Below are 12,925 nucleotides of genomic sequence, written 5' to 3'. Positions count from 1 at the left end.
GGCTCACTGATCACTGGTCACTGACTAGCCGACGCTCACTTGACTCGTATCAACTTCTGTTGCACCGTTGACCGAACGTGCTACAGAAACCATTTTTTGCAGAATGTCTTGGCTGGGAACTTTGCCCTTTAGGACTACAGTGCTACCTGTTTGCGCTACCCAAAGAGTATCGATATCATCAAGTTGATTATCTTGGTCAAATGCAAGCGCAACTCGCTTAGCCAAACCGCTTTGATCGTACTCTCCATTCAATCCCAAACGTTCTGGGGAAACTGTTTCAGTGGCTGCGGGAGTTGCAGAACGAGTTTGTTCTGCTGGCTGTGGAGTGGGATTCACTTGTGCGTTCTGTGGTTTTTCTAGTCCAAACAGTCTTTTTAACCAACCCATATACTTTTTTCTCCCAAATGATTATTCCTAGTTATTCAAAGATAAAAGGTTGGTTAAAAAGCGTCCTCTACCTGTAAAGTGATTTGCACTTAAACGAGCTTATGCTTGCGGTATGATTTATTAACGCATTAATTAGATTTTATGTAAGCAACCCCATGCCTTCAGCTAGGGGCTTCCACGGCACGAAGAATTCGGTGAAGATGGCGATCGCTCCACCAGTATTTCTCGTTCCTGGACTGCTGTCCAGACGCGACAGCTTACTAACAACCTCCCAGTCCATTCTTTTCTTCATCCAAAGAAACAACATCATGAAACCGGGCATAGTTGATACAGCGACTGCCATCCTTTGTTTTCCCTAAAATATCGACAAACCTCATATTCCAAACAATTTCCTCAGATATGTAGGAGTGACGGGCGTGGATGGTTTGAGAAACAGTTTCATCAAGCCCTGTGAAAGTAACCACCACTTCCATCTCATCTTCTACCATTTCCTCAGATGTCACTCCATAAAGAGGGCTATTCTCATCAATAACGTGCATTACTGTCCAAGTTAAGGCAAAAAGTGGCGACTGACTGCGAACAAGAGGCATATCGTAAAACCGACGCATTACGTCACCTTCTTTGGTAATTTCAGTACGTGCTAAAGTAACCCGGACTTGTGCTTCTAAAATCCAATTTTCCCGTTCGTTAGCAACCCGAAACATGAGAGTTGGGACATCGTTATATGGTGTAATAACTGCAATATTGCTAAACATGACTCGTGCTCTAGGAAGCGAAAATCGAGCAAACATTAACCCACTTCCCATTGCCAGTCCTATCAACCCCAGTAATGATTCAATAGTGACTAAGAAGTTTGCATACGGTGTTTTGGGATACATTGCCCCATAACCAATTGATGCCATTGTCTGAACACTAAAGAAGAAGGCGTCAAAAAAGTTACCCGGACGCGCATTTTCTATACCATCGCCTCCAATAATATATGCCAAGGCAAATAGGGCGTTGGCTATGATATACCCCAAACTAATGACTAGTAAGGTGTAATACCAAGGAAGAGTGAGTAGTAAATGGTACGGATCGTGCCAATGTTTGTGAGAGATTCCTTTACGCACGACGTTGAAACTTCCATGCCGATTCACCATGCGGCGACTGACTGGGGCTTTTCGACGGGCTGTTTTCATTGGGTTAATTACGGTAGCAAGAACCAAAGATCGGCAATTTTATTATCTAATTAAGAGGCTTCCAAATAAAAAAATCTCCTCAAATTTCTTGTGGTACGGGCGTCCCGCCCGTTAGCCAGAGGGCAGGCGTTAGCCAGAGGGCAGGCGTTAGCCAGAGGGCAGGCGTTAGCCAGAGGGCAGGCGTTAGCCAGAGGGCGGGCGTTAGCAAGAGGGCGGGCGTTAGCAAGAGGGCAGGCGAGGACGCCCGCCCCACAATCACCGGAGAATTTATTTCTTGGACATCCCTAAGTCCGCGTTGGCGGACGAGCGTTTGTATAGCTGCGATTTCCAATCGCTAAGGCTAAAAAGGGATTGATTGGGAAATTACTCTCCTTTTTCTATTGCACCCAAAGCCTTTAAAGAAGCTTTTTCTGCGTCTGTCAAACCAATAATATTTGTAATTTCCATGCGTTCGTAAACCCGATCGGATTTAATTTGCCGCAATCGGCTACACTTTTGGACATCCCAAAGTTGAATGTTCTCATCTTCACTACCACTTGCTAAGAGCCGACCATCAGTACTAAAGGCGACGGAACGGATTGCTGCTGTGTGTCCCCGTGTGAGGGTATCCAGACAAAAACCTGTCTTGACTTGCCATAATTTAACGGTTCCGTCACCGCTACCGCTTGCAAGGGTTTGCCCATCCGGACTAAAGGCTACTGAATAAACTTGTTTGCTGTGTCCTTCCAAGGTATGGAGACATTTACCTGTTTTGATGTCCCACAGCCTAACCGTTTGGTCTTCGCTACCGCTTGCTAAAAATTGTCCGTTGGGACTAATTGCTACCGACCAAATTAAATCTCTATGGTCTTCTAAAGTGTCAATACACTCACCTGTATGAAGATCCCAGATCTTGACTGTACTGTCAGCACTTCCACTGACAAGTGTGCTCTCATCAAGACTAATTGCTACTGTCCAAACCCAATGAGTATGTCCTTCTAAAACTTTCAGACACTCACCTGTGTGAGAATCCCAGATTCGTACTGTTTTGTCTTCGCTACTACTAGCTATAATTTGCCCGTTTGAACTAAACACAACTGTCCACACCCAGTTACTATGACCTTTGAGTGTTCGGATACATTTACTGTTGCTAATGTCTGTAATATCCCAGAGTTTTATGGTATTGTCACCACCTGCACTAGCAAGAACTCGTTCATCAGGGCTAAAAGCAACGGAACGCAGGCGTCCTTGATGTCCTTCAATGGGGAAACATTCTCCTGTACCTAATTTCCATAGCTTTATTGTCGGCTCATCACCACCACTTGCTAGAATTTCGCTATTGGGACTAAATGCAACTGAATAAACGCCACGGGTATACGCTTGCAAAACATACAAGCAATTTCCTGTGTCTACATCCCACAGTCTTGCTGTTTGATCGTCACTACTGCTAATTAAAGTACGTCCATCGGGACTAGATGTAAATGCAATCGCCCACACTTGACTGTTATGCCCTTCTAAAGTCCTCAAACATTCACCTGTACGAACATTCCAGATTTTAATGGTGCGATCTTCGCCGCAACTCGCAAGACTTTTTCCATTTGGACTAAAGCGGACTGAATAAACTATTTTCTGATGACCAATGAATGTTTTCAGGCATTTTTCTCGCTCCACATCCCAAAGTTTAACAGTTCGGTCTTCACTGCTACTAGCCAATAGTTGACCGTTTGGACTGAAAGCAACAGAGTAAACCTCACCACTATGCCCTTCTATAGTTTTCAGGCATTCACCAGTGTTAATATCCCATATTTTAATCTTACCATCAGCACTGGAACTGGCTAGTATACCATTGTCAGTGGGACTAAAGGTCACTGACCAAACCCAGTCCTCATGACCGTTAAGAGTTTTTATGCATTCTCCTGTACGAACATCCCACAGTTTAATGCTTTCGTCTTCACTACCACTTGCTAAAATCCAGCTATTAGGTTTGAAAGCAACAGTATACACTTTATTAGTGTGTTCGCTCAGAGTTTTTAAACATATACCCGTATGCACATCCCACACTTTGATGGTGTAATCTGCGCTACCACTTACCAAAAGTTGACTATCTGCACTGAAGGCAAATGCCCAAACCCAAGCAGTGTGTCCTCTAAAAATACGAATTTGTTTAATATCTACAGTCCGCCACAGACGAACTTCTCCACTAATTGTACCAATAGCAAAATACTCCCCGTTGGGGCTAAATCTCACTGATACTAAACTCGACATTGTTTCAGTAAATACCGAACCAGTCAAGTCGGCGTTTGTAAAGCTGGTATCCTGTAATTTAACGTTTTTGAGATAGGCTTGCCAAATAGTTAAGTCTGAAAAATCACGTCCACTTAAGTCAATTTGAGTTTTGTGGATCTGAATTTGACGCAATAAATTGATTAAGTTCCCAGCAGCATATCCCTTTTTTAAAGGATTATATGTCTGTAAATTCGCTAACATTCGACGTAGATGAGACTCTAATTGGTCGCCAAAAATGTTAAGTAGTTTATTTTTTAATGGCTCCAGAATCAGTTTTTCCTGAGTTTTGTGGATATATTCGAGAGATCGTGCCTTCATCAATGGGTAAGCATTCAGAAATTCATTGGTTCTTCCTTGGCTGATTTCTTCAAAAGCTTGCTCTATGATTCGTTCTGTCACATATTCCATGACCACAGACTGTTGACGAAAACTACCCAAACCCGCTTCTTTTTCGATTAGCGATCGCCGCAGTAAAGACTCTACAGCTTCTAACACTCTAGTTGCGGGTTCTGAAGTAATTAAATTTGCTTTTAATTCTGTAAATGAAACATATTCGCGATGAATTGCCAACCAGTACATCAGTTGTTTCTCTAATTCTGACAGTCGATTAAATTGCTGGTCTAAAAGAGACCGAATATCACCATAAACGGCTGTTTCCTGGTGAATTTGGTTTAAAAATTCAGCAATATTATTACTAAATAAATCATAAACAGTGGTAGCGACTATCTTTAAGGCTAGTGGGTTACCGGAGTATCTCTCTACTAATTCCTGTAATTGAGCATCCGAACAAGAAAATCCCTTATCTTTCAGCATTGCCCTTGCTTCTTCCAAATTCATTCCCAAAAGGTGCAACACCTTGACTGGTAAATTTTTCCCTTCCAATATTGCAACTTGCTTGGGCTTCTCTCGACCAATAAGCAAAAGACAACTTTCATGTCCTGCTTCGGCTATTTTCTTAAAGAAGTAGCCATACTTTTCATATCCTTCTTCATACTCACCCGCCCTTTCATATGCCCTACCTTTACCACTGCGAAGCACGGTTTCCACTTTATCTAAAACGATCAAACAACGGTGTTCTCTCAAGACATTGATCAACCACAGTATTTTGCTGTTGTCATTGTCTGGCAACTCGTGTTCTGGATCTTTCGGTAGAAAGCGGAGTAGCTGTGTGAGAATATCACTTATAGGTGGAGCACTGCTCAGCGATCGCCAAAAGAGATAATCAAAATTTTCCTGTACTTTTTTGGCAAGCTGTGCTGCTAAGACTGTCTTACCTATACCTCCTATTCCCAACACTGCTACCATCCGACAGCGCTGAGAATTATCCCCCACAATCCACTGTTCTAGCTTAGCAATTTCCTCTTCGCGACCCCAAAAACCATCTACATCAACAGCCTCACCCCAATCTTCTTGAGGTATCTTGCCAACAGCTACATTTATATTTGCTTGATTTTGGTATTGAGCTATGAGCTGTTGCCTGAGGTTGTTGAGTTTTTTGTTCCCGCTCCCCTCTATACCAAATTTACGGTAGCTTTCTCCCAATCTTTTTCTCACTGCTGCTTGAGAAATTTCTAATTTGGAAGCTATTTCAGTACCTGAAAAATTACTTAATGCCAACAATAAAGCATCTAACTCTGTTTTAGTAACACCAGATCTGGTTGCTACCTCTACGATAAAAGTTTCTGGAAGCTGAGACATATTGGTAGCGTTTTCCATGCGATCTTTACTCCACACAACATATTAGTATGTGAGATAACTTTTTATAACATAGTTGAATAGTTGAGAAAAGAGTATTTTTAACAGTGACCAGTGACCAGTAATCAGTGACCAGTGACCAGTAATCAGTTAATCTCTATACTGATAAGTAGAGGATTAGAACAATAAATTAATTTCTTTTTTTCCATAAATAGATTTAGGGGCTTGTACCGTCTGCGTAACTGGTCAGGACTTAATCTCTCAATCTGAGAATTTTATTGACTCGCTTGTTTTCTCACACAGGAATTAGGGATGAGAGCTTAGTTTCCCAATCACTGGTTACTGGTCACTGGTTACTGAATTATAGCATCGTGAGAAAAACTGTAGCTAAACTATAAAATAATTTACATCATGTATACCTTAAGGTAGATTCAAGCCTAAATACTTGCCATGAAAAAAAAATATATAGTATATTACAGGCAAGTTATATATATGTGAGGTAACAACATTCGGAGTGTTACCTTGGGACATAAATAATTTGCAGCTTTCCACCCACAGATTGAGTAACTGTAGTCGCAATCAGCAGTCAACGTTATGGAGGAACTGATATGACCTTCTCACGCTCAAGATTTCCTGAATTCTTCAGTGATTCTCATGGCATCAGAATGCACTTAAAGATTGAAGACAAACCTCTGGACGCGTTGCCTCTGGTTAGGCTGCAAGATGAAGGAAATATTGGCATTTTTCCGCAGCAAACTTGCTCAATTGAATTGCACCCAGTTTTTTCTCACCTTAACTTTTTACTCATTGAAACCTTATCCGTGACACAACACGGTGAGTTTGTTATCCGCAGCAAAAAAGGCAATTACGAAACTATCGTTGAACTGGGTGGACACATTAGCCAACGCTATCATCTTAGTACACAAGAACTAGATAAAATTCAGCAGACCTACGAAAAAGTTCTGGAAAATTGGGTGGGATGGAGGCTCAGCCACAAAAATCGCTCTTGAAGATATCCAGCGCAGCTATATAACAGTTGAGAAAACTGATAGCTTGGGCGAAATTGAAAACACAACTAAATATTTGTAGTTTGTTGAGACATACGGGCTTTCAAGAAACGAGAAGTTTACAAGCCGATGAAGTGATTCAATCACTCATCGACTTTTTTATTTAACTGCTTTCTCTTTATCCCCTACTCCCCACTCCCTACTCCCTACTCCCCATTTTTAAACTGAGGTTATCATCATGAACAACGATCGACACAGCCGTTTATTTAACTTGGCTTCTAGGTTCCTCAAATATTTTTTCCTGTTTCTATTTGGGTTTGCGATCGCCTACGTTTTATCACTGACTTTTGGTGCAGCAAGTTTTGCTATATTTCTACTGAGGTTTGTGATTGCTAGTGTTTGGCGCTTGGGTCTTCTCTTGCTTTGTTTAATAGCAACAACAGTTATTATTGAATCAATACGCTAGAAACACGCATAAGTACTTAGAATTACTCTAGAAGCTCTCCAACTGCCACACTACCACTGGTTACAATCCGTGCCAACACACCAGTTTGCGTATGTTGAAAATTTTTTTGTAGCAAAGGAAGTAAGGCAGTGTCTCTCTCTCCTGTTTCAGGATTCACCTCTATATTTAAGCATCGACGGATTCGGTCTGTAACAACAATTCGGGCTGTACCGAGTTGCATTTCTTTTCCCAACCAGTCAAATTCTCCCCAAGCAGGGACACCATCTAAAACAATATTGGGACGGAAGCGGCGCACATCTACTGAACGCCCAGCTAACTCACTCAAGTTGTCAATAGTTGCTTGACTCACTAAGGAAATATGTACCGCTTCTCTGTCTGGATAGCGAGTTTTGCCAAAATCACCCACAATCTTTATGGGTGTGCGATGTGGGTGTCTGGCGGTTTGACTGGGATAAATTCCTGCTAAGTACCCGGTGAAAAAACTACCAATGCGATCGCGTCCAGTGGGGCTATGTGTATCAGCAACTAATAACTCCACGCCTTTACGTTTGACTGTCAAAATCCCTGTTTCTGGCTCATAAGAACAATCGAGTGCTGCTAGGCCCGACCAATCATTTTGCATGGCAAAGTGTTGCTTCTTCATCCACGGGACTGTTGTGGGTTCAAAGTATTTGCCCTCATCATCAAACATTAAGGCAAAAGCTCTATCTCCCGGTATGCCATGTTCGGAGCGCAACTCAACGCGATCGCACTTTTGGGGAGTTAATCCTTTAAATGGGTGAATAAACAACTGTTTGACGCGAATCATTTGAGGGGTTAGTTGTTAGTTGTTAGTAGTGGTAGAGCGGTGGACTGATAGATATAGCGCTTTTCACTTGAACCCAATACAGTTCTTGTGGGGCGGGCAAGATGCCCGCCTAAAACGGGCGTCCCGCCCTTTCCACAAAATCATTATTAATGTATTGCAGCCAACTGAAAACCGCTATATAAAGGGAGTTCCTAAATATTACTTTTAATGTAAAGTTTTATCAAGAAGTGGCAAGTTTTACGTAAACCTTGCATTCTTTTACAGAAAAATAGACGGAAGTTGACTTGAGCTTTCACTAACTGTTTGTTTCAAGCATTCTGGAAAAATGACGGATGGGCTACAATACAACAGATAGCTGAGTATTATTAAGAAGAGAAAGGTTATTGGTGTTTATTTCGATCCCACCAGCATTACCCACACCTGTTTTCTCAACATCGTTAAAAATTCCGGTGGCTTCATTCTTATTTCCACCGTCTGCTCTGATAGTACCAGTCGCATTAACAATCACACGTCCACCATTCCCCTTTCCAAAGATACTTGCACCAATTTGTCCACCATTAGTGAGAGAAAGGTTATTCGTTTTTATTTCGATCCCACCAGCATTGCCAACACCTGATGAATTAACATTGACGCACCTCAGAACCTACCAGTGCTAAAGTGTTTCCTTGCGGAACCTGAAGAACAGTAGATTGAGTTCTGATGCTTCCAGAATTGTCTCCAAACTGCAAGCCATTGGGAACTTTTACTGTTAACAGTGGCGGTGCTTGCGGATTTGTAGTGCTAAACTCAAAATTTTGATCGAAGACTAGACTATTTGCCGTACTTGCTAAAAATGAACCACCCACATCCAATCGGGCATTCTGTCCAAAAATAATGCCATTGGGATTTATAAAGAACAGGTTGGCATTACTCAACACACCGAGTCTCCCCAGAATGTTTGAGGGATTACTCCCAGTGACGCGACTGAGAATGTTTGCAATGCCTACTGGATTTGAAAAATAAGCACCTCTACCTTCACCAATATTGAAGTCCTGAAAACTGTGGAACAGGTTTGCCCCTCTTGTAGCACCTCCATCAATTCGATTGCTGGGTATCCCTCTGATAACGACATTGGGAGTCACGACTGAACTTTCAGCCCCCAGAGTGTTATCCGGAATGATTTGTGCTTCTGAACAATTAGCTGACAACACGATCGCGCTACCTACTATACCCAATCCACAAAACCAGCGCCCACTCAAAGACTTGACAAACATCGCACCCTCCGTTGATACCTACCACCAGTTCTCATTCTCAGGGAGTTTTTGATTTTTGAGAAGATATTTAGTGACTTTTTTAACCAACAAAAACTTTTCTGTGCGGCGTTGCACAGTATAACACAGGCTAGCAAGGACTTATGTTTGATAGCGATCGCCTTTTTATGTGTAAAAAGTACATCTAGTGGAGTACGTGTCTGTTCCTGAGGAGCGTCCCACGGGCGGCGATCGCCCACAGTCTTGGGAAATGCGTAGACGGCGATCTGCGATCGCAGATCGGGATAAAAAATGCTCTGTATTTAGCGATAAAAAATACTCTGTATCTAGCGTTCGCGTAGCATGCCTTGCACATAGCGTGCCGACGCTCGTAGGCATAGTACTTCGCCACACTAAGTTTGCTAGGTAAAACCACATTCAAACTCATCATATGTCCCTCTTACTTTGTGCTATGAGCGTCTTTGTGGTTTTTTAATAACCTAGCAGGCGTTGGTGTGGTGGACTACTAGACTCACCGCTTGCTATTTATAAGGGACGGGCGAGGACGCCCATCCCACATTCCGGGGATGATTTCTTGTTTGCAGTTCCCTACTAATCAATCCCTATTTCTGTAAGAGTAGCTAATTTTTAGTGCTTACACTATCTGTGCCCAGGAGGGTGCGGAAATATAAACCTCCAACAGTCACTACAAACACAACATATCCAATGGCTTGCACGAGATAGAGATGTTCTCTGTAGCCAAACAAAGATTTAAGCACAACACCAGGAAATTCGCGATCGGGAAGAATATTAGCAGTGTTCCACACCATTGGACCAAGTATACAAGAGTGGATTTCGGTAAAGCGATCGTAATAGAAACAGAAACTTTCAGAAGCAGGATTACTAATGGCAAAAGCCGCAGTTGCGCGATCGAACTTAAGCAACGCTGTTGCAACTAGCCCAGCTACAATCAGTACCAGTAAAACACCTATGACCTGAAAAAACTGCCGAATGTTGATTTTAACACCCAACTTAAATAACAGTACACCTATGATGGCTGCCACTATGATACCAGCAATAGCACCAATAGCAGGAATGAGACCTTGTTGAAAGTTAGCAGCAATAAACAGTACAGTTTCAAAGCCCTCACGTACAACAGCAATTAAGATGAGAGTAAAAACACCCCAACCAGCATTTAAGTCTTGTTTTAAGGCTCTAGAGAGAGATCCCTCAACTTGAGCTTTCATGTATTTAGCTTGTTTGGTCATCCAAATCAGCATCCAGCTAAGCATGATAATCGCCAATACGCTAAATACACCTTCCATCAATGGTTTAACTACAGGGGTATACTGAGGATTAATTGCGGTTAGGGCTTGGATAACCCAAGTGAAGAGAAAACCTATCAGGGCGCTGATAGCAACACCAGTAACAATACCAGCATAAACCCATGGATTAAGGCGAGATTGCTTTGCTTTGTCTAGCAAAGCCAGTACGATCCCAACAACAAGAGCGGCTTCCACTCCTTCTCGGAGTGTAATGACAAACGTAGGTAAGGCAGAACTAATATTCATGGAAAAAAGAAATTGATTCAGAATTCAGGAACTTATAAATAGAGAGTATCCCAATTTGAAAAAACACCAAGTGATTGGAAATCACAGCTACACAAACGAAGTCCGCCTACGCGGACTAAATCATAAGGGGATATTATTGGTCACTGGTCACTGTTTACTGGTCAGCGATCGATACTACTTGGATAAGAATTTTTGTGGGTTGGGAGCGCTGGGGAGAAATTCAACAAATGCCTGTCAATGTTGGGTTTCGTTCCTCAACCCAACCTACTGGTCACTGTAAAAAACCCCTTAATAACCGAATTCGGTTATTAAGGGGGTGCATTTAAAACTGGGAGAAATAAAATGCCATATGTTGTGCAAAGAGAACGTTATTTGAGAGAAGGTTGTTTAATGACCTCCTCTTTAATCAAATAGTTGACATGAGATCTGAAAAAATCTTCCTGATGGATTGGAATTGTAGCAATATGATACATGACAGGTATGAGAGCAAAAATTCCTATCAACATCCACATATTTTTCTGTATTATTCCAATCAAGCTTTGTTTTGTTGGTCTCTGCATTCCTCAATTCCTTCATGCATTTTTATTGGACTATTTGTAGAGATGGGAATAGAGGATGCCAACTCATAGCAGTGGCAACAATGACTAAAAGTAACATCCAAACAAATATTGTTTTGGTTCTAATTGGTTGGTTTCTCCACATAAAAGAGAGAACTATCCAACTGATAAACCACCCTACCAAAAACAGCATTGCTTTACTGCGATAGACCAGAACTTTGGAAATATGTAAATGTTTTGGAAACTCCCCAAAACCTGAATCAACACGCGAATCTCGCACCATAATAAATCCTCATTTGGTGTTCAAGAAGCAGCTATTGATGATGGAGGAAAACCTTTAATCAGCAAACAGTGAACAAACAACAGATATAAAAGCTGATAACTGAGAACTGAACACTGGGAACTGTCAAAAGAAGCCCTCTCCCATTAGGTAAATGGGTTCCCTGATACTTAAGAGAAACTTCACTTAGGGAGCACGCACTTTACACGCGCTTTACACACTTATCTGAGAATACATACTTTTACGAAAAAAATCTACCCTCAAAAAATTAATTAATTTATAGCTTTTCGTAAAAATGATAATTTTTGATTATTATTGACTAAAGTTCTCCTCGCTTGTGCTTGGGAACAGGGATGGGGAACCTCTGCCGCTCATAATTCTTCTTGAGTTAGAACCCGCACCGATTTAAACTTAAACTTTTAGCTCAATCGGTCAGAAGCCCTGTGTGTGGTGATAACCTATTCAACGGAGAACCAATAGAAACTCATCACATAGTACCTGTGGCTGAGGGTGGTTCTGACGACTCAGAAAACCTCAAGCACTTACACACTCCGTGTCACAAGCAGGTACATTCCAAATCCAAGATAACTAGCTTGAAGTAAGGCTTGAGCCGTGTGATTGGAAACAGTCACGCACGGTTCTTAGGGGAGGGGCGAGGGGCGACCCTCAAACCTTACCCGCTTACGCATCTGCAGGTACATATTGTGTCAAAAATGGCTCTTAAATTAAAAAACTCATCAAACTTTGTAAATCTTATCTTAATAGCAGCCGTAAGCTTCTACTTAATTGTGTGCCTACCCAAACCAGCTTACGCTATGCATATTATGGAAGGTTTTTTACCATTGGGGTGGGCAATTTTCTGGTGGGTAGTAGCACTACCGTTCTTTGTTCTGGGGTTGCGATCGCTAACTCGCATTACCAAAGCCACTCCAGAACTAAAGTTACTCTTAGCATTGGCCGGAGCTTTTACCTTTGTACTATCAGCATTAAAAATGCCCTCAGTAACAGGAAGCAGTTCCCATCCCACAGGTACGGGATTGGGTGCAGTCCTCTTCGGACCATTAGCCATGTCAGTGCTGGGTAGTTTAGTTCTGTTATTTCAAGCACTGTTGCTAGCCCATGGCGGCTTGACTACACTAGGAGCCAATGCATTTTCAATGGCGATCGCCGGACCATTCGTCGCTTTTTGGGTGTATCGCTTGGTCATGCAAACTGGTAAACAAAGGTTAGCGATATTTCTAGCAGCATCTCTAGCAGATTTGATAACATATCTGATTACCTCCATACAATTAGCTTTAGCATTTCCAGCGACTACAGGTGGTTTTATCGCTTCATTTGTCAAATTTGCTGGAATCTTTGCTGTCACGCAAGTACCCTTAGCTATTAGTGAAGGATTGTTAACAGTGTTGGTATGGAACTGGCTTTTTAGCTATGGTCGTGAGGAACTAAAAATGTTAAATCTAATAAACAGTGACCAGTGAC

General features: G+C 42.0%; 14 protein-coding genes and 1 pseudogene. 6 read left to right on the top strand and 9 right to left on the bottom strand.

Going from position 1 to position 12,925, the window contains the following annotated elements; all coding sequences use genetic code 11:
• Nucleotides 1–24: 24 nt before the first annotated feature.
• A complete protein-coding gene (locus WA1_RS32845) occupies nt 25–387 on the bottom strand; it encodes a BON domain-containing protein (protein WP_017747246.1) in 363 nt (120 codons plus the stop codon).
• Nucleotides 388–647: 260 nt separating this feature from the next.
• Entirely contained in the window at nt 648–1,565 is a 918-nt protein-coding gene (locus WA1_RS32840) for an ion channel (protein WP_017747247.1), read from the bottom strand.
• 90 nt (nt 1,566–1,655) lie between these two features.
• On the opposite strand from WA1_RS32840, the gene WA1_RS55700 reads away from it, so the two are divergent.
• Nucleotides 1,656–1,853, top strand: a complete 198-nt coding sequence (locus WA1_RS55700; RefSeq protein ID WP_148662811.1) for a hypothetical protein — start codon at nt 1,656–1,658, stop codon at nt 1,851–1,853.
• Between the two features lie 75 nt (nt 1,854–1,928).
• Here the strand turns inward: WA1_RS55700 and WA1_RS32835 are convergent, their stop codons facing one another.
• The gene (locus tag WA1_RS32835; protein ID WP_017747249.1) at nt 1,929–5,546 is read right to left on the bottom strand and encodes a WD40 domain-containing protein; all 3,618 of its coding nucleotides are present in this window, start codon (nt 5,544–5,546) and stop codon (nt 1,929–1,931) included.
• Nucleotides 5,547–6,133: 587 nt separating this feature from the next.
• Between WA1_RS32835 and WA1_RS32830 the strand changes: the two genes are divergently transcribed.
• Nucleotides 6,134–6,535 carry a hypothetical protein gene (locus tag WA1_RS32830; RefSeq protein WP_017747250.1) on the top strand — a complete coding sequence of 134 codons (402 nt, stop codon included), beginning with the start codon at nt 6,134–6,136 and terminating at the stop codon, nt 6,533–6,535.
• A 235-nt stretch (nt 6,536–6,770) separates the two neighbouring features.
• Nucleotides 6,771–6,998, top strand: a complete 228-nt coding sequence (locus WA1_RS32825; protein WP_017747251.1) for a hypothetical protein — start codon at nt 6,771–6,773, stop codon at nt 6,996–6,998.
• Nucleotides 6,999–7,020: 22 nt separating this feature from the next.
• Here the strand turns inward: WA1_RS32825 and WA1_RS32820 are convergent, their stop codons facing one another.
• The 3 genes and pseudogenes from WA1_RS32820 to WA1_RS32815 form a co-directional block, all read right to left on the bottom strand.
• Nucleotides 7,021–7,806: an MOSC domain-containing protein gene (locus WA1_RS32820; RefSeq protein ID WP_017747252.1), complete on the bottom strand. Its 786-nt coding sequence runs from the start codon at nt 7,804–7,806 to the stop codon at nt 7,021–7,023.
• 337 nt (nt 7,807–8,143) lie between these two features.
• The gene (locus tag WA1_RS57435; RefSeq protein ID WP_017747253.1) at nt 8,144–8,314 is read right to left on the bottom strand and encodes a hypothetical protein; all 171 of its coding nucleotides are present in this window, start codon (nt 8,312–8,314) and stop codon (nt 8,144–8,146) included.
• Between the two features lie 124 nt (nt 8,315–8,438).
• Nucleotides 8,439–9,059, bottom strand: a pseudogene (locus WA1_RS32815) (filamentous hemagglutinin N-terminal domain-containing protein); the annotation flags it as partial.
• A gap of 184 nt (nt 9,060–9,243) precedes the next feature.
• On the opposite strand from WA1_RS32815, the gene WA1_RS55695 reads away from it, so the two are divergent.
• A complete protein-coding gene (locus tag WA1_RS55695) occupies nt 9,244–9,465 on the top strand; it encodes a hypothetical protein (RefSeq protein WP_148662810.1) in 222 nt (73 codons plus the stop codon).
• A 211-nt stretch (nt 9,466–9,676) separates the two neighbouring features.
• Here WA1_RS55695 and WA1_RS32810 read toward each other — a convergent pair whose 3' ends face one another.
• From WA1_RS32810 to WA1_RS32800, 3 genes are all read right to left on the bottom strand, one after another.
• The gene (locus WA1_RS32810; RefSeq protein WP_017747255.1) at nt 9,677–10,606 is read right to left on the bottom strand and encodes an FTR1 family iron permease; all 930 of its coding nucleotides are present in this window, start codon (nt 10,604–10,606) and stop codon (nt 9,677–9,679) included.
• Between the two features lie 368 nt (nt 10,607–10,974).
• Complete coding sequence (locus WA1_RS32805) at nt 10,975–11,166, bottom strand: hypothetical protein (RefSeq protein WP_017747256.1); 192 nt, start codon at nt 11,164–11,166, stop codon at nt 10,975–10,977.
• A gap of 22 nt (nt 11,167–11,188) precedes the next feature.
• Nucleotides 11,189–11,446: a hypothetical protein gene (locus WA1_RS32800; RefSeq protein WP_017747257.1), complete on the bottom strand. Its 258-nt coding sequence runs from the start codon at nt 11,444–11,446 to the stop codon at nt 11,189–11,191.
• A gap of 440 nt (nt 11,447–11,886) precedes the next feature.
• Here WA1_RS32800 and WA1_RS61885 point away from each other — a divergent pair, with 440 nt between their 5' ends.
• Nucleotides 11,887–12,045 (top strand): HNH endonuclease, encoded by a 159-nt coding sequence (locus WA1_RS61885; RefSeq protein WP_081402983.1) that lies wholly within the window; start codon nt 11,887–11,889, stop codon nt 12,043–12,045.
• Nucleotides 12,046–12,156: 111 nt separating this feature from the next.
• On the top strand, nt 12,157–12,924 hold the full coding sequence (locus tag WA1_RS32795; RefSeq protein WP_017747258.1) for an energy-coupling factor ABC transporter permease: 768 nt from the start codon (nt 12,157–12,159) through the stop codon (nt 12,922–12,924).
• The last annotated feature ends 1 nt before the right edge of the window (nt 12,925 follow it).

Source organism: Scytonema hofmannii PCC 7110 (assembly GCF_000346485.2).
Lineage (GTDB): Bacteria > Cyanobacteriota > Cyanobacteriia > Cyanobacteriales > Nostocaceae > Scytonema > Scytonema hofmannii.
The sequence above is the reverse complement of the archived record's forward strand: the minus strand, read 5'-3'. Positions and strand labels throughout refer to the sequence as shown.